Here is a 16,238-nt window from a genome sequence, read left to right as displayed (position 1 = left end):
TATTCTGTGCGAAGTACCCGCCTTGCCGGAAAACCGGCTTTTTCAGTGCGTCACCAGCATCGGCACGTCGCCGTGCATGAACAGGTGGCGGGTGGTGCCGCCCAGTACCATCTGGGCAAGACGCGAGCGGCTCCAGGCGCCCATCACGATCAGGTCCGCGCCATGGTTGCGCGCGGCATCCAGCACGGCGGGGCCAGCGGCGTGGCTGGGGCCGGCATTGAAGGGTTCGACTCGCGCGCGGACGCCGTGGCGCTGCAGCCAGTCGGTCAAACCGGGTGGCGGCAGCACCGGGAGCATTTCCGCATTCATCTCGCTTCCGTCGATGACCAGCACGTCATCGGCCTTCTGCAGCACCGGCACGGCGGCTGCCAGCGCGAGCGCCGATTCGCGGCTGCCGTTCCACGCGACCAGGACGCTTGTGCCGATGGTGGCGACGGGCGAAACGTCCGGCACCACCAGCACGGGCCGCCCGCTGGCGAACACGCTGCGGGAAACGGAGCCGAAGCCCACCGGCGCGTCGCTGTGCTGCTGGCTGCGTTCCATCACCAGCAGGTCGTAACCCGAGGCTGCCTGGCTGATGGTCTGAACGGTATCGCCCTGGGTTACCCGCCAAGCACCGGTGAGGGACTGGGCAGCCAGTATCTGTTGCCAGGCACCCTCAAGGGCTTGTGCCTCGGCCACTCGTCGTTGGGTTTCCTCCAGCTGAACCGGCACGGCTTCCGGCAGGCTGAATGCCGTAGCGGGCAAGTCCGCCACGTAGAGCGCATCCAGCCGCGCGCCCATACGTCGGGCCAGTGCGATGGCGGCGCGCGGCGCGGCTGCTCCAAAGTCCAGATGGTCCAGATGCAACAGCAGGTCGAAGGCTGACATCACACGATTCTCCCGAGTCCTGGTCCCTGCCCAGCTTAGAGCCTGACGACGATGCCCGTGTAGCCCGGGCGATTCATTGAGAGGGGCTGTCGATCGCTGGATAAAAAAAGCCCCGCACAGGGTGGCGGGGCGGCAAGGCCGGACGTCGGGGGAGAGAGAGGGGACATCCGGTTATGTCATTCTGCGAGCGCCAGGCTTGCTTTGGCGTACATCCAGGGTGAAGGGCGAATTCACGCCGTGGATGGCGCGTGCTTGCCAGAATGGTGCACCCGTCGCGTGGCGGGGCGGTCGGGCCTAACGGGAGAACAGGCATGATGATGTGGAGAAGCTTGGGCGTGACGCTGCTGGCTCTGGCCGGATGGATGGCCACGGCACCGGCGCATGCGGGCGACATCGAGTGCAAGATGAATTTCAACCTGTCCGGCTGGTCGGTGTTCTATCAGACCGCCGAAGGCAGCGGCACCGTCCGTTGCGGCAACGGCCAGACCATGAGCGTGAAGATCCGCGTGAAGGGGGGTGGCCTCACCTTCGGCAAGAACCAGATCGACAACGGCGTGGGCAAGTTCTCCGGTGTGACCAGCATCAGCGAGATCAAGGGTCACTACGCCGACGCCGGTGTGCATGCGGGCGCGGCGAAGTCCGCCGGGGCGCGGGTGATGACCAAGGGCAATGTTTCGTTGGCGCTCAGTGGCACCGGCAAGGGCTGGGACTTGGGTGTGGCCTTTGGCGCTTTCATCATCGAGTAAGAGCCTGGTTCTTATCTCTGCGCGGCCCCGAAAATGGTGGGCGAATCGTGCACGGGTTCTCGCGCGACCGTAGCGCTGTGGCCAGCTTGCTCGCCTCCCGCGGGGTTCCGAACCGCTGCCGCGGTCCGGGTTACTTTTCTCTGCCGGCCAGAGAAAAGTAACCAAAAGAGAGGCCGTTGGGAGCTGGCAGCACGACGTGGGATAGAAGCGTTGGCAGGTTGCCGTGATCGGAGAGGTTGCTGCCCCGGGCGAGACACTGCCGCTACGCCGCAACGCGTCGAAATGGTGAGGACTTAAAACGGGCGCGGCCGAAGGTCTATACGCCTGCCGCAGCCGGACGCGTGGATGACCGCAAAATCCATGCTTTAAGTCCTCAGCGTTGTGGCGCCTCGCGGTGTAGCGGCCATGTCTAACCATGGGCAGCAAGCCATCCGTCCCACAGAATTGTTCAGGCTCGTATCCAGCGGTTCGCTGTGAGCTCTGGAGGCTCTTTCTTTGGGTTACTTTTCTTTGAGCCAGCAAAGAAAAGTGACTCTGCCGCTGGCAGGCGGTCGAAACGCCCGCTGCGTAAGCGGCAGACTGGCGATCAAGCACGATCGTCGCCGTGCGGCCGATCGCCCCGCCACATCTTGGCGTGCACAGCACGGACCGTGAAAGCTATTAAGCAGGCTCCAGATGATGCCAGTGGCGTTTCATGCGACCCATGGCCTTGCATTCAAAGACGAGCCGGCTAATGTGGCAAGGTCCGTACGCATCAGTACGCATCGCTCGATGAGGAATGCCCCATGTCCGCCACCTCCGGCACGGCTCTCCCCCGCTATGCATTCGGCGACGAGCTCGCCAGCTGCGTCATCCACGGTATCGGCATTCTGCTCAGCATCGTAGGGCTGGCCACGTTGGTGGCGTTCTCTGCGCTTCACGGTGATGCGCGCGCGGTGGTGGCCAGTTCGGTATTCGGCGCCACGCTGATCCTCTGTTACACGGCTTCCACGCTTTACCACTCCATTCCAGGCATGCTCGCCAAGCGCGTGCTGCGCACGCTGGATCACATCGCGATTTTCCTGCTGATTGCCGGCACCTATACGCCGTTCACCCTGATCGCGCTGCCGGGCGCCTGGGGCTGGAGCCTGTTTGGCACGATATGGGCGCTGGCGCTGATGGGTAGCGCGCTGGAGCTGGGCTTGCTCAAGAAGTACCGCAAGCTCGCCGTGTTGCTGTACGTGGCGATGGGCTGGGTGGGCATGATCGCGTTCAAGCCGCTCTCGGAACATCTGCAGACGGGTGGCATGGTGCTGCTGATTGCCGGTGGCGTGACCTACACGTTGGGTGTGCCGTTCTATCTGTGGCGCAGGCTGCCTTATCACCATTCGGTGTGGCATTTCTTCGTGCTGGCTGGCAGCGTGCTGCACTATCTGGCCGTGTTGCTTTATGTGATTCCTGACGCGCCGGTGTGAATCCCGAACTCGAGGCTATGCGCCGTGATCTCGAGGATGCCGCCACGCATCTGGGGCGTCCGCACGATCTGCGTTTCAAGCCGATGTTCGGTGGGCTAATGGCCTACTTCGACGAGAAACCCTGCGCCTGGCTCTCGGCGCAAGGACTGGCCTTGAAGGTCGCTGCCACCGACCAGGACGCGCTGCTCGCGTATGAGGGCGCTGTGCGTTTTCGGCACAAGCCAAGTGTTCCGCCAAGCCGCGGCTACATCATCGTGCCGCCCCTGCTTTGTCGCGACACCGCACAGCTGGCCGAGTGGCTGGCACGCAGCGCGCAAGCGATATCGACGTCCAAAAAGAAAGGGCCGCGCCCGAAGACGCGGCCCTGAGATAGCCCGCGGGACATCACTGTCCCGCGGTTTCGATCACTTCTTCTTCTGCGACGGAATGAACTGCGTGCGCACTGCCTCTGCGAGCTGTTCCGGCGGCAGCAGGCCCTGGCCAATCACAAAGTCGTTGAAGGCCTGGCGGTTGAAGTTCTTGCCCAGCGCCAGCTCGGTGTTCAGGCGCGTCTGTTGCAGGCGCATATAGCCGTAGAAATACGCGGTGGCCTGGCCCGGGCTGTTGAACGTATAGCGGTCCAGCTCTTGTTGCGTCATCGCCTCGGACAGACCCACGTCGTCGTGCAGCACGTCGTGAGCACGCTCCTTGGTGATCAGGCCGAGATTGAGCATCGGGTCGAGGTAGGCGCGGGCGGCACGCTGCAGGCGGGCCTGCAAGGCAACGAACTGACCTGACGGCGGCTCATACGGCAGCATTTCCGATTCGGCATACAGTGCCCAGCCTTCCACGTTGACGCTGTTGAAGGCGAACAGGCTGCGAGCTAGCGACACGCCGCGTTCCACCATGGCCGCGAACTGCAGCTCATGGCCTGGGCGACCTTCGTGCGAGGTGAGCGTCCACGCGGCGGCCTTATAGGTGAAGTCGTCGTACGAGTCCGACTTGCCACCAGTCGGATTGCCCATGGTCAGCACGAAGGTGCCCTGTTCACCGTGGTTATTGATGAACGGCGGCGGGTCCATGTGCGGCGCAGGCACGGCCGCGGTTTCGGCCTCGGAGGCCAGTCGCATCTGCATCTTGCGCTGCGGCAACGTGATGATGTGTTCGCGACGGATGGTGTCCTCGATCTTGCCGATGATCTCGTGATACCACGGCACCACGTCGTCCTTGCCCAACTGCTGCTTCTTGAGGGCCTTGAGCACGTCGCGGTAGTCGGTGGCCTGGATGCCTTCTTCCTTGGCCACCACCGGCGCCATCATCTGCATCATCGAACGCAGCTCGACGAATTCCAGCTGCGCCTGCTTGATCAGCTCTTCTGGCGGAATGTCGATGCCGACCTGCTTGAGGTTGTAGGCATACAGCGGCTCGGGCAGGCGGAAGTCGTTGCGCTGGCGCGGCACGATGGTGGAACGGACCCAGCCGTCATAGTCCTTGAGCTGGCTGTCCAGGGCATCGAGTGCGGCTTTGCCGTCAGCATCGTCGAGCTTGTACTTGGCGAACAGCTGGCGGATGCCCTGCGCGTAACGCTGGGTGTTGGACAGCTTCTGCTCGACCTCGTTCTTGTACGGGCCGATCAGTTCCTTCTCGCTGGCGCGTGCCGCGGTCTGCGCCTTGGCCAGCTCGATGATCGGCGTGCAACCCGGCGCCTTGCCGACATAGCACTCCAGGCGCTTGACGGCGGACGGGCGGCGCTTGGCATCGACGTCGTCCTTCAGCAGGGCAAACTCGCCCTGGAAGATGGTCTGGCCCACGTCCACATACGGCAGCATGTACTTGTGGTTGAGATCGATGCCTTCGACCTGCTGGTCGACGGCCTTGATCATGATCTGCAGATCCTGGCGGACGTTCTCGTCCTTCTCGCTGGCCAGCATTTTCTCGAGCTTGGCCTTGGCATCCACCATGGCGGCGCGTGTGCGCGCGTCCACGTCAGGTTTGAGGTCGATCACTTTGTCGTCGTAGCCGGGCACGCCGATCTGCGATGCGAACTCGGGATTGAAACGGGCCAGCACGTCGAGCAGCACCTTGGCGTCGGTGTTGCTGCGCTCGATCCAGGTGGGCGTCTTGGTTTCGGCATGAGCCGACCCGGCGGCGACGAGCGAAACCGCCAGTGCAAGGGCAAGGCGTTTGGACATGGAGTTTTCCCCGATGAGTGGTCCGGCGAGCCTATCGGGCCGGGCGGGGCCGGCGCCATGTGCCGAAGGTCGCGGGGTTCACCCGATCAGCCAGGCAAAGCCGAACAGGCCGATCATCACGAAGGAAAGCACCAGCTTCACCAGCGTGCCGAACAGCAGCCCAAGCCAGGTGGCTGCGCCCACATGCGCCGAGCGCAGGACGCTGGTGCCTGAGGCCAGCTCCCCCAGCAGTGCGCCCACGAATGGCCCCAGCAGCAGGCCGGCAATGCCGAAGAACATGCCAACGACCGTGCCCAAGCCAGCGCCCCACATGGCCTGCCGGCTGGCGCCCAGGTGCTTGGCACCCAATGAGCCGGCAACGAAATCGACGATCACGCCCAGCGCGCCCAGCACGCCAATGAGCACCAGCCACCACAGGCCCACATGCCGGTACTGGTCCACCGCAGCGGCCAGCCATATGCCACCGAAGATCATCGGAATGCCGGGCAGGGCGGGCAGGATGTTGCCGGCCAGGCCCGCCACCATCAGCACGGTAGCGAGCACGTACAGCGCGATCTCCAGCATGAGTCTCTCCCAGGTGGTTCGTGGTTGCTGGTCGGCGTTTGCACGGCGCTTCGATGACGGATCGGCCACAATAGGCATCGACACGACACGACACGACACGGCGGGCGAGTGTACGCCGGCCGACAGAATCCGGATGAACCGTGAACGCTACGCGCGACACCTTGCTCAAGGCCGACGAACTCGGTTGCATCGAAATGACCGAACGCGACGGCGTAACCGTGATACGCCGCGATATCGCTGCCGCTCGCTGGTGGGCACGCTCTTTTGCGCGAAACGCCGCTGCGCGTGAGGCGCGTGCATTGGCCAAGCTCCATGGCATTGATGGCGTGCCGGCCCTGCTCGGCTGGAACGGTCGCGAACTGCTGCGCGGTTACATCGCCGGCGCACCGATGCAGCATGCGCAGCCGCGTGATCGTGCCTACTACCGGGACGCGCTGCGTCTGCTTGCGCGCCTGCATCGCCGCGGCATCGTGCACAACGATCTGGCCAAGGAACCGAACTGGTTGGTGCGCACCGATGGAAGTCCCGCGTTGGTGGATTTCCAGATCGCGTGGACGCGTGGTCGTCGCGGCGCGCTGTTTCGCCTGCTTGCGCGCGAGGACGTGCGTCATCTGCTCAAGCACAAGCGCACCTATTGTCCTGACGCACTGAGTGCGCGCCAACGCGCCATTCTCGACACGCCTGCGCCGCACGCGCGGCTGTGGCGTGCCACCGGCAAGCGCTTGTACAAGTTCATTGCGCGACGCATCTTCGGCTATTGGGACAACGAAGGGCGGGGGCGCATCCGCGACTGAGCAGCTCCTCTGTAGGAGCGCACCCAGTGCGCGACCGCGGAGCGACATCGTCATCGCTCTGTTGGCTTGTCGTGCACTGGGTGCGCTCCTACAAAGAGCGGTCAGGCACGGCCTCCGCGCCGAAACGTTCCAGCAGAAATTCGATCATGCTTCGTAGCTTCGCTGTGGGACGACGATCGGATGCGTAGAGCAGGTTCATCGGCGTTGCCGGCGGTGCCCAGCCCGGCAGCACGTGCACCAGCCGTCCCACGGCCAGGTCGTCCGCCAGCAACACTTCCGGCTGCAGCACGATGCCGGCGTCATGCAATGCGGCAATACGCAGTGCATCGCCATGGTCCACTGCGAGCCGGCCCTGTACAGGCACATCGCATTCATTGCCGTCGGGCCCAAGCAGCCTCCACTGGTCGCGGTGCCGCCAGTTCGACAGGCCGAGGCACACGTGAGCAGCGAGATCCTCCGGCCTTAGCGGCATGCCTCGGCGCGCCAGATACGCCGGCGAGGCGGCAAGCATCATGCGGTAAGGCAGCAATGGTCGCGCCACGAGTTGCGTATCGTTGATGGCACCGATGCGTATGGCTAGCTCGTAACCTTCATCAACGACATCGATCACGCGGTTGTCCAGCGTCAGTTCGACGCTCACCTCGGAATAGCGCTGCAGGTATTCGGTGATGGCCGGGGTAAGACGGCGGCTGCCGAAGCTCATGGGCGCCGTGATTCGCAACCGCCCACGTGGCGTCGCCTGCAGCTCCGATGCGCTGCGCTCGGCCAGTTCCACGTCGGCCAATACCTGCTTGCAGCGCTCGTAGTAGAGCCGGCCAACTTCGGTGAGCTGTTGTCGGCGCGTAGTGCGATGGAGCAGGCGCGCGCCGAGGCGTTGCTCGATCGAACGGATGTGCTTGCCCGCCATGGTCGGCGATACCCCGCTGGCCTCGGCCGCCGCAGCGAAGCTGCCGCTGTCCACCACGCGCACAAACATCGTCATGCTCGCCAGCATATCCATAATTAAAAACCCATAGGTTTCGAATGGGTCAAATCATTGCATGTTTATCGCTGGCGGGTGTCGGCTGGACACTGTGTGTTCGGGCGGCCCGTATCGGGTTGCCTTCCATGAGGCCATGACGATGCGGATCCTTCTTGTAGGTGCCAGCGGCACGGTTGGTCGGTCAGTGGCAGATGCACTGGCACCGCACCATGAGCTCATCCGTGCTGGCCGTCATTCCGGTGACGTGCGCGTCGATCTGACCGACGTGGCCAGCGTGGAGCGCATGTACGAGGCCGCCGGCGAACTTGATGCGGTCATCACGACCGCGGGCCATGTGCATTTCGGCGAGCTGTCCGAAACCACGCCCGCGCAGTTCAACATAGGGCTGCAGGACAAGCTCATGGGGCAGGTCAACGTGGTGCTGGCCGGCATCAGGCGCTTGCGTGATGGTGGTTCGTTCACGCTCACCAGCGGCATCACCGCGGCCGAGCCGATCCGCCTGGGTGCAAACGCCACAACGGTGAATGCTGCGATTGAAGGTTTCGTGCGCTCTGCCGCCACCGAGTTGCCGCGCGGCCTGCGCATCAATGCGGTAAGCGCCACGTTGCTTACCGAATCGCTGGAAGCCTTCGGCCCGTATTTCCCCGGTTTCGAGGCAGTGCCGGGTTCGCGCGTGGGACAGGTGTATCGCCGCAGTGTGGAAGGCGTGGGTACGGGGCGCGTGTACACCATCTGGCAGTAAACCCAGCGATCTCCTGTAGGAGCGCACCCAGTGCGCGACCAGCCGATGGAGCAGTGACGCGGCGGCGTTTGATCGTGCGATGACCGGACACGCGGATACATCTTCGCGCTGCGGTCGCGCACTGGGTGCTCTCCTACAAAGAGAGGATTCGTTACTTCTCGACGAATGCGCGCTCGATGACGTAGTCACCCGGCTCGCGCGTGCGCGGCGATACCTGGAAGCCACGGCCATCCAACAGACCGCAGGTGTCGTCGAGCATCGACGGACTGCCGCACAGCATGACGCGATCGATGGCAGGATCCAGCGGCGGCAACCCGATGGCCTCGCTCATCACGCCATCGACGATGGCGTCGGTGACGCGGCCACGATGGCGGAACGGCTCGCGCGTCACCGTGGGGTAATAGATGAGCTTCTCGCGCACCAGTTCGCCCAGGTATTCGTGCTGCGGCAACTCGTGTTCCAGGTAGTGCGCGTAAGCGAGGTCGTTGACGTTGCGCACGCCATGCGCGAGCACGATCTTCTCGTAGCGCTCATAGGTTTCCGGATCGCGCGCCAGGCTAAGGAAAGGCGCCAGGCCCGTACCCGTGCCCAGCAGATACAGATGCTTGCCGGGCTTGAGGTCGTTGAGCACCAGCGTGCCAGTGGGCTTGCGGCTGACGATCAGCGGATCGCCGGGTTTCAAGTGCTGCAGGCGGGAGGTCAGCGGCCCGTTGGGCACCTTGATGCTGAAAAACTCCAGGTGCTCTTCGTAGTTGGCGCTGGCGATCGAATACGCACGCATCAGCGGACGGCCGTCCACTTCCAGGCCGATCATCACGAACTGCCCGCTATCGAAGCGGAAGCCCGGATCGCGCGTGGTGCGGAAGCTGAAGAGACTGTCGTTCCAGTGGTGCACGTCGATCACGTGCTCCGTCGCCAATGCCACCATTGCCGGTTACCGTTCTAGGGAAAAGGGAGCTGCGGGCAGGGCGCCGGCCGCAAAGCCGATGCTGGACTCGTGTGGGGAAGGCGAAGGCCGCTGCGCCTGACGAGTGCTGCCGTAGGTGCAGCCGAGGCGCGCATTATGCCATTGCCGCGCCAAGCGATCATGGTGCCATGTATGCGGAAGCGATGCCCCGGAGCCAGGGCCAAAGTGATGCCGGACAAGGCCTGGCGCCGGGTGCCGCCCAAGTTGGCACACGAGACTTGCCGCGTGGCACAGGCCACTGCGGCATCGTGACGCGAGCTGCGCCGTAGGCTATGGCAATCCCGGGTTCCGGCCGCCTGGCCGTGCCCTCCGATGCCAGCAAGTACAATAGGCCGCATGCCCGCCCCAGCCTTAGCCACTACTGCGCCGCTCCAGAAGGACGATTGGCGCCTCACCGTCGCGCCCATGATGGATTGGACCGACCGTCATTGCCGGTATTTCCACCGGCTGCTGTCGCCGCATGCGCGCCTGTATACCGAGATGGTGACCAGCGCTGCGCTGGTCCGCGGCAAGCAGCTGCGTCTGCTGGAACACAGCCAGCAGGAACACCCCGTAGCACTGCAGCTGGGTGGCAGCGAGCCCCAAGAGCTGGCGGTGGCGGCGCGCTACGGCATGGACGCGGGCTATGACGAGATCAATCTCAACGTAGGCTGCCCTTCCGATCGCGTGCAATCGGGCCGCTTCGGCGCCTGCCTGATGCGCGAGCCGGCGTTGGTCGGCGATTGCGTGAAGGCCATGCGCGATGCGGTGGACGTACCGGTGACCGTGAAGTGCCGCATCGGTGTGGATGACCAGGATGACTACGCCGATCTGCAGCACTTCACTGAAACCATGCTCGGCGCTGGCGTCGAAATACTGGTGGTGCACGCGCGCAAAGCCTGGCTGCAGGGGCTCAGTCCCAAAGAGAATCGCGAGATCCCGCCACTCGACTACGAACGCGTGTACCGCCTCAAGCGCGAGTTCCCGCAGCTCATCGTGGTGATCAACGGAGGCATCACGACGGTGGGTGAGGTGCAGGCGCACCTCGCACAGGTCGATGGCGTGATGCTGGGTCGCGCGGCCTATCACGACCCGTATGTATTGGCACAGGTCGAAGCCGCGCTCTACGGTGAGCCCCTGCCCATGCGGGAGGACGTCCTGCTGCGCATGCGTCCCTACGTTGAGGCTGAGCTGGCGCGGGGGACTGCGCTCAAGCACATCAGCCGCCACCTGCTGGGTCTCTATCAGGGGGAACCGGGTGCGCGTGGCTTCCGCCGACGCTTGAGCGAGGGTTCGCACCTGCCCGGCGCGGGCTGGGCGCTGCTTGAGCAGGCCATGACCCAGCCGCGTGTCGCGGCGTGACGGCGTTAGCTCGTCCGGTCAATATTCAGCCCCGGTTTCATAGTCTGAACGACGATGCGTTCTGTTCCGCAGGCGGTAAGGGTTTGATTAACGAAATGAAAACAATCCTGCGTCCTCTGGTATGGCTGCTGACATTGTCGGTAGGCATGGCAGCACATGCGGCGCAGACCACCGAACCGGCCATGTCGCTGGAGCAGGCGGTAGCCCAGGTGCAGCAGGAGACTGGCGGCAAGGTGCTGTCGGCCAGTACCGTGCGGCGTGGGCGCAGTTCCTTCGAGCACCGGGTGAAGGTGCTTACGCCCACGGGACATGTGCGTGTGGTGACCGTGACCACGGAGGCCAGCAAGGGGCCGGCTTCCGCCGATTCGACCAAGAACCCGTCTTCGGACGGCGAGAGCAACAAGGAGAAACACTGATGCGCATCCTTTTGGTTGAGGACGAGGCGCCGCTGCGCGAAACGCTCGCCGCCCGCTTGAAGCGCGATGGTTTTGCCGTCGATGCGGCTCAGGACGGTGAGGAAGGCATGTACCTGGGTCGCGAAGTGCCGTTCGACCTGGCCATCATTGACCTTGGTTTGCCCAGGATGTCGGGCATGGACCTGATCAAGTCGCTGCGCGAAGCGGGTCAGCGGTACCCCATCCTGATCCTCACCGCCCGCGGCGGCTGGCAGGACAAGGTCGAAGGCCTCAAGCACGGCGCCGACGACTACCTGGTCAAGCCATTCCACGTGGAAGAACTGCTGGCGCGCATCAACGCGCTGGTGCGCCGTGCCAGTGGCTGGTCCAAGCCGGTATTGGCCTGCGGCCCGATCAAGCTGGACACCACCGCGCAGACAGTCGTGGTGGAAGGCAAGCCGGTGGACCTGACCAGCTACGAGTACAAAGTGCTCGAATACCTGATGCTGCACGCGGGTGAACTGGTCTCCAAGGCCGACCTCACCGAGCACATCTATCAGCAGGATTTCGATCGCGATTCCAATGTGCTGGAGGTCTTCATCGGCCGTCTGCGCAGGAAGCTCGACCCGGAAGGCAACCTCAAGCCCATCGAGACGGTACGTGGACGCGGATACCGCTTTGCCATCCCTCGCAGCGAAAGCGACGACGAATGATCCGCCTCCCCCGCGCCGCCCGTTCTCGCTGGCGGCGCGCGCGGCGCTGGCCACCGGCTTTGTGCTGGCGGCCTTCCTTGGCGTGGTCGGCCTTACCCTAACGCGCACTGCCTCAGACAGCGCGCTGAAGGGGCTGCAGGATCGTCTGCAAAATTTCGTGGTGGCTTATCTGGCCGGCACCGAAGTTGGGCGTTCCGGCAAGGTGCTGTTGCCTGATACTCCGCCCGACCCCAGCTTCTCGCGCCCGGGTTCCGGTCTTTATGCGGTCGCCATTGGCGACAACGGCTTCAAATGGGAGTCGCCTTCCGCCATCGGGCGCGATTTTGCTTTCCTGCATCCGTTACCGCCGGGCGAAGGTCAGTTTGTCGGCCCCGTCGATACGCGCATGGGCCGGCTTTACTACTACATCTATGGCGTGGCGCTGGACACGTCCGAGAAGAAATCGGTGCATCTCACCTTCATGGTGGCGCAGACCGAGGATCAGCTCGAAGGTCGCAATGCGGTGTTCCGGCGCAGCTTGATTTTCTGGCTGGCGTCGCTCGGTGTGATGCTGATCCTGCTGCAGATGTTGTTGCTGCGCTGGAGCCTCACGCCGCTGCGCAAGGTGGCCAATGAGATGTCACGCGTGGAGCGCGGCGATCGCGAGCATCTGGGCGACCAATACCCGGCTGAGCTCACGGGTCTCACCGAGCGCATCAACGCCTTCATCCACAGCGAGCGCGAACAGCGCGTGCGCACGCGCAATACGCTGGCCGATCTCGCGCACAGTCTGAAAACGCCGTTGGCCGTGGTTCGCTCCGGTTTGGAAACCATGAGTGGTGAATCGGGCCTGCGCGACCAAGTGCTGGATCAGGTACGCAAAATGGACGAGCTGGTGGCCTATCAGCTGGCGCGTGCGGCCACGTCGGGCCGGCAGACGTTTGCCACGACAGCCATTCCCATTGCCGGGCACGCCGAAGACCTGGTACAGAGTCTGGAAAAGGTCTATGCCGCCAAGAACGTGTTGTGCGAATTCGATATCGACGACAACGCGGCCTTTTACGGCGAACAGGGCGATTTGCTGGAACTGATGGGCAATCTGCTCGAGAACGCCTTCAAGTGGGCGCGCCATCGCGTGTTGCTGGTGGTGAAGATGCGTCCCGTCGCAGGTCGCCAACGTCCCGGGCTGTGGCTGAGCGTGGAAGACGATGGCCCCGGCATCGACGACGACAAGATCGAGAGCGTGCTGCAGCGTGGTGTACGCGGCGACGAGCGGGTGCAGGGCCACGGCATCGGCTTGTCGATCGTGCAGGACATCATTCGCGCATACGGTGGTGAGCTGACCGTCGATCGTTCGCCGGAATTCAACGGCGCGCGCTTCAGCGTGAAGTTCCCGCCGGGATAACAGCTCGGCGCTTGGTCGTTACATCGGTGCCGACGATGGCCCGTAATAAGCGTCAAGCAAGTCGGCTATCGTTGCGTCGGCGCGTCGCAGCACTGCAGGCTGCGACCAGTGCAGTTCGCTGACCACCGCGAAGAATTCGTCCGCGCTTTCTGCAGCATAGGGATCGATCAGCGTGTCGCGCTCGCGCGCCACGTCGTTGGAAAGATGATCGAACGCGCGTTGGAACGCCACGATCCAGTGGCGCCGAGGGATATGTGGCGGCAACGGCGGTACGCCGTCGGGCGGGCCGTCGAGCATGTCCAACTTGTGCGCGATTTCGTGCACGACCACGTTGAAGCCGTCCCACGGCTGCTCCAGATCGAGCTGCACATCAGCCAGCGACAGCACCAGCGGCCCGTGCTCCCAGGCTTCGCCGATGAGTACATCCTCGCTTTCGGTGATCACGCCACTTCGATCATCGTGATGGCTGCGGCGTACCTTGAACTCGCCTGGATACACCAGAATCTCGCGCCAGCCGCGCAGCGCGCGCGGACCCTGCTGCAGCACGGGCAGGCAGGCCTGCATGGCAATCAGGGTACGCAGATGTTCGGTCAACTCCGCGCCAGCAAGCGCGTGGAAACGCTTGCGCGCCAGGAACACCGCCACCAGTTGCCGTAATTCATTCTGGCGAACAGCATCCAGCCGCCTCGCCAACGGACAGGCAGCCAAGGCGTCACACCAAAGCGGAGCAGAGAGCGGAGGAGGGGTCAGATAGGCGCGAGCGCGCCGCCACCAGGAATCCGGCACGGGCCGATAGCTTTACTGGATAGAGCCGGGCAACAACGACTGCCAGCCAAGATTGGCGTGCCGGCTGCGGGCGCGAGCGGCTGGGGTGGTACCCGGACAGTTATCGCTGCTGGAAGAGCTGGCAGGGTTGGAAGGCGATGCGCCCTCACGCGACAAGCCCAGGGCATCGCCACCGCTGGTGCTGCTGCCGGCGCCGTCGTGGCTGCTCGCGCTGCTGTCCAGCCCATGCTGCATCGAGGTCATATCCTGGCCGTCCGCGTCCATGGCCGATGCAGCACCAATGCCGCCGACACACAGTACACAGCCAATCAAGATCTTCCCGACAGCCATGGCGGCTCAACCCCTTGATCCGCAATCCGAGATCCCGATGCTGGCAGAAATGGACGGTCGATACCAGTGCCCCGCAAGTGATGCGCAAGGCTGCGCGAGTCCCAAAAGTCATGGGACTCACCGGCCTGTGGGGCCGTCGCACGGCAGGCTAGAATCTCTGAATGCTTCGGCCCTTCCTCTCCTTGTCCGACATCTCGACCGGTGACCACAATCGTGGCCTGCCCGGTATGGGCGCGCGGTAATGCAGGCGCAGGAATTGCTCATGGCTCTGGCCGATGGCGGGACGGTTTCCGGCGCCCAACTCGCGGAGCATGCAGGGGTTACCCGGGCGGCCATCTGGAAGCAGGTGGAAGCCCTGCGCGCTCGTGGCGTGCCGGTGCAGTCCCGTGGCACGGCGGGATATCGGTTGCCATGGCCGCTGCAGCTGCTGACCCTGCCAGCGATCAGGGCAGCGCTTCCGGCTACGGTGCACAAACAGGTAGGCGAGCTGGAGCTGCATTGGGAGATCGACTCGACCTCCAGTGAGATCCAGCGCCGGGCGGCCACTCTGCCCGACCTCAGCGTGATCCTTGCCGAGATGCAAAGCGCGGGCAGGGGCCGGCGCGGCCGCAGCTGGCTGTCGCCGCCGGGTCTGAATATCTATCTGTCCTGCCTGAAGCGGTTCGACGCCGGCTTTGCCTCGCTGTCGGGGCTGTCGCTGGCGGTGGGCGTGATCGTGATGCGCACGCTGACGACGCTGGGCATCGGCGGTGCGGGCTTGAAGTGGCCCAACGATGTGCTCAGCGAAAGTGGCAAGTTGGCCGGGATCCTGGTTGAACTCGGCGGCGAGTACCAAGGCCCCTGCGCGGCCATCATCGGTGTGGGGCTCAACGTGCGACTTACGCCGGCCCTGCACGAGCAGGCCGGGCAGCCGGTGAGCGATCTCGCCTCGCTTGTCGGTGGCCAGGCGCCGGATCGCAACCAGGTGGCGGCAGCCCTGATCGTTGCGCTGGCTGAGGGCCTGAATCAGTTCGAGCGCGAAGGTTTCTCCGCGTTCGTCGACGAATATGCCCGTTACGACCTGCTGCGCGGCAAGGCGTTGCACGTACAGGGCGCGCTTGGCTTGATGGATGGCGTGGGCGCTGGTGTGGATGCACGAGGCGCGCTGCTGCTTGAGACCCGCGAAGGCCTGCGCTCCATCGACAGCGCCGATGTCACGGTGCGCCGCGCATGAGGCTGCTGCTGGACCTCGGTAATACGCGTCTGAAATGGGCGCTGCGCGATGGCGTCAGCTGGCACGCGCAGGGCGCGGTGGGCTGGAACGAAGATGTCGTGCTGGCTCTGCACGATGCCTGGCGCAGACTGCCCGTACCGCACGATGTGTTCGGCGCCTCCGTGGTCGATGGCGGACGCGAGACTCAGGTGGCTGCGGTGGTATCGGCCTGTTTCGCCCGCGATACCGAGTGGCTGCGTACGCCGGCTGAGGCCTGTGGCGTGCGCAATGCCTATCCTGAGCCGGCACGACTGGGCGTGGACCGCTTTCTCGCCATGGTGGCCGCGCGCGCCGAAGGGCTCGCGCCGTGCGTACTGGCTGGCGTAGGCACCGCGCTGACCCTCGACGCGTTGACCGCCGATGGCCAACACCTCGGCGGATTGATCGCGCCCGGGCCGCAACTGATGCAGCAGTCGCTGCTGGGTGCCACGACCCGCGTGCAGATGGAACGGCCAGGCAAGGTGCTTGAGGCGGCAGACAACACGCCTGACGCGGTGGCATCGGGCTGCTGGCAGGCCGCGGCGGCATTGATCGAACGCTTCCTGGCACACATGTCGCCCGCGCTGGGTGGCGCCCCCTTGCTGATACTTGGTGGCGGCGATGCCGAGGCGTTGCTGTCGCTGGTCGCGGTGCCGGCACGACTGAACCCGGACAGCGTGCTGCGCGGTTTGGCCGTGTGGTCGGACGCACACTCCCCTCTGGCGCCGGCTCTCTAAAATGCCGGCTCCTGTCGTTTGCATGACGGAT

Annotated in this window: 18 protein-coding genes; 11 read left to right on the top strand and 7 right to left on the bottom strand. The window is 64.3% G+C overall.

Annotated elements, in window-relative coordinates; all coding sequences use genetic code 11:
• Positions 1-42: 42 nt before the first annotated feature.
• Positions 43-870 (bottom strand): universal stress protein, encoded by an 828-nt coding sequence (locus AC3CBN_RS01635; RefSeq protein WP_488635088.1) that lies wholly within the window; start codon positions 868-870, stop codon positions 43-45.
• Between the two features lie 317 nt (positions 871-1,187).
• Here AC3CBN_RS01635 and AC3CBN_RS01630 point away from each other — a divergent pair, with 317 nt between their 5' ends.
• The 3 genes from AC3CBN_RS01630 (at position 1,188) to AC3CBN_RS01620 (ending at position 3,438) form a co-directional block, all read left to right on the top strand.
• Entirely contained in the window at positions 1,188-1,616 is a 429-nt protein-coding gene (locus AC3CBN_RS01630; protein ID WP_488636642.1) for a hypothetical protein, read from the top strand.
• A gap of 785 nt (positions 1,617-2,401) precedes the next feature.
• Complete coding sequence (gene trhA / locus AC3CBN_RS01625) at positions 2,402-3,070, top strand: PAQR family membrane homeostasis protein TrhA (protein WP_488635087.1); 669 nt, start codon at positions 2,402-2,404, stop codon at positions 3,068-3,070.
• A 17-nt stretch (positions 3,071-3,087) separates the two neighbouring features.
• Positions 3,088-3,438, top strand: coding sequence for a TfoX/Sxy family protein (locus tag AC3CBN_RS01620; protein WP_488635086.1), 351 nt, complete (start codon positions 3,088-3,090; stop codon positions 3,436-3,438).
• A gap of 36 nt (positions 3,439-3,474) precedes the next feature.
• Here AC3CBN_RS01620 and AC3CBN_RS01615 read toward each other — a convergent pair whose 3' ends face one another.
• Both AC3CBN_RS01615 and AC3CBN_RS01610 read right to left on the bottom strand, forming a co-directional pair.
• Positions 3,475-5,241 carry a DUF885 domain-containing protein gene (locus tag AC3CBN_RS01615; RefSeq protein WP_488635085.1) on the bottom strand — a complete coding sequence of 589 codons (1,767 nt, stop codon included), beginning with the start codon at positions 5,239-5,241 and terminating at the stop codon, positions 3,475-3,477.
• A gap of 78 nt (positions 5,242-5,319) precedes the next feature.
• Positions 5,320-5,802: a DUF456 domain-containing protein gene (locus tag AC3CBN_RS01610; RefSeq protein ID WP_488636641.1), complete on the bottom strand. Its 483-nt coding sequence runs from the start codon at positions 5,800-5,802 to the stop codon at positions 5,320-5,322.
• Between the two features lie 197 nt (positions 5,803-5,999).
• Here AC3CBN_RS01610 and AC3CBN_RS01605 point away from each other — a divergent pair, with 197 nt between their 5' ends.
• Positions 6,000-6,599: an RIO1 family regulatory kinase/ATPase domain-containing protein gene (locus tag AC3CBN_RS01605; RefSeq protein ID WP_488636640.1), complete on the top strand. Its 600-nt coding sequence runs from the start codon at positions 6,000-6,002 to the stop codon at positions 6,597-6,599.
• Between the two features lie 88 nt (positions 6,600-6,687).
• On the opposite strand, the gene AC3CBN_RS01600 is transcribed toward AC3CBN_RS01605, so the two are convergent.
• Positions 6,688-7,581, bottom strand: a complete 894-nt coding sequence (locus tag AC3CBN_RS01600) for a LysR family transcriptional regulator (protein WP_488635084.1) — start codon at positions 7,579-7,581, stop codon at positions 6,688-6,690.
• 139 nt (positions 7,582-7,720) lie between these two features.
• Here AC3CBN_RS01600 and AC3CBN_RS01595 point away from each other — a divergent pair, with 139 nt between their 5' ends.
• Positions 7,721-8,323, top strand: coding sequence for a short chain dehydrogenase (locus AC3CBN_RS01595; protein ID WP_488635083.1), 603 nt, complete (start codon positions 7,721-7,723; stop codon positions 8,321-8,323).
• Between the two features lie 151 nt (positions 8,324-8,474).
• On the opposite strand, the gene AC3CBN_RS01590 is transcribed toward AC3CBN_RS01595, so the two are convergent.
• The gene (locus tag AC3CBN_RS01590) at positions 8,475-9,251 is read right to left on the bottom strand and encodes a ferredoxin--NADP reductase (protein ID WP_488635082.1); all 777 of its coding nucleotides are present in this window, start codon (positions 9,249-9,251) and stop codon (positions 8,475-8,477) included.
• 375 nt (positions 9,252-9,626) lie between these two features.
• Here AC3CBN_RS01590 and dusA point away from each other — a divergent pair, with 375 nt between their 5' ends.
• The 4 genes from dusA to AC3CBN_RS01570 all read left to right on the top strand — a co-directional run bounded on the left by dusA (position 9,627) and on the right by AC3CBN_RS01570 (position 13,123).
• Entirely contained in the window at positions 9,627-10,631 is a 1,005-nt protein-coding gene (gene dusA, locus AC3CBN_RS01585) for a tRNA dihydrouridine(20/20a) synthase DusA (protein WP_488635081.1), read from the top strand.
• Between the two features lie 95 nt (positions 10,632-10,726).
• Positions 10,727-11,047, top strand: a complete 321-nt coding sequence (locus tag AC3CBN_RS01580) for a PepSY domain-containing protein (RefSeq protein WP_488635080.1) — start codon at positions 10,727-10,729, stop codon at positions 11,045-11,047.
• Entirely contained in the window at positions 11,047-11,739 is a 693-nt protein-coding gene (locus AC3CBN_RS01575) for a response regulator transcription factor (protein WP_488635079.1), read from the top strand. Before AC3CBN_RS01580 ends, AC3CBN_RS01575 begins: the two co-directional genes overlap by 1 nt.
• Positions 11,705-13,123 (top strand): ATP-binding protein, encoded by a 1,419-nt coding sequence (locus AC3CBN_RS01570; protein ID WP_488635078.1) that lies wholly within the window; start codon positions 11,705-11,707, stop codon positions 13,121-13,123. Before AC3CBN_RS01575 ends, AC3CBN_RS01570 begins: the two co-directional genes overlap by 35 nt.
• An 18-nt stretch (positions 13,124-13,141) precedes the next feature.
• Here AC3CBN_RS01570 and AC3CBN_RS01565 read toward each other — a convergent pair whose 3' ends face one another.
• Together AC3CBN_RS01565 and AC3CBN_RS01560 are read right to left on the bottom strand one after the other, a co-directional pair.
• Complete coding sequence (locus AC3CBN_RS01565) at positions 13,142-13,909, bottom strand: M90 family metallopeptidase (RefSeq protein WP_488635077.1); 768 nt, start codon at positions 13,907-13,909, stop codon at positions 13,142-13,144.
• 12 nt (positions 13,910-13,921) lie between these two features.
• Positions 13,922-14,239: a hypothetical protein gene (locus AC3CBN_RS01560; RefSeq protein WP_488635076.1), complete on the bottom strand. Its 318-nt coding sequence runs from the start codon at positions 14,237-14,239 to the stop codon at positions 13,922-13,924.
• 241 nt (positions 14,240-14,480) lie between these two features.
• On the opposite strand from AC3CBN_RS01560, the gene AC3CBN_RS01555 reads away from it, so the two are divergent.
• The gene (locus AC3CBN_RS01555) at positions 14,481-15,452 is read left to right on the top strand and encodes a biotin--[acetyl-CoA-carboxylase] ligase (RefSeq protein ID WP_488635075.1); all 972 of its coding nucleotides are present in this window, start codon (positions 14,481-14,483) and stop codon (positions 15,450-15,452) included.
• On the top strand, positions 15,449-16,207 hold the full coding sequence (locus tag AC3CBN_RS01550; protein ID WP_488635074.1) for a type III pantothenate kinase: 759 nt from the start codon (positions 15,449-15,451) through the stop codon (positions 16,205-16,207). Before AC3CBN_RS01555 ends, AC3CBN_RS01550 begins: the two co-directional genes overlap by 4 nt.
• Positions 16,208-16,238 lie beyond the last annotated feature (31 nt).

The organism is Dyella sp. OK584 (assembly GCF_057787755.1).
The sequence above is the reverse complement of the archived record's forward strand: the minus strand, read 5'-3'. Positions and strand labels throughout refer to the sequence as shown.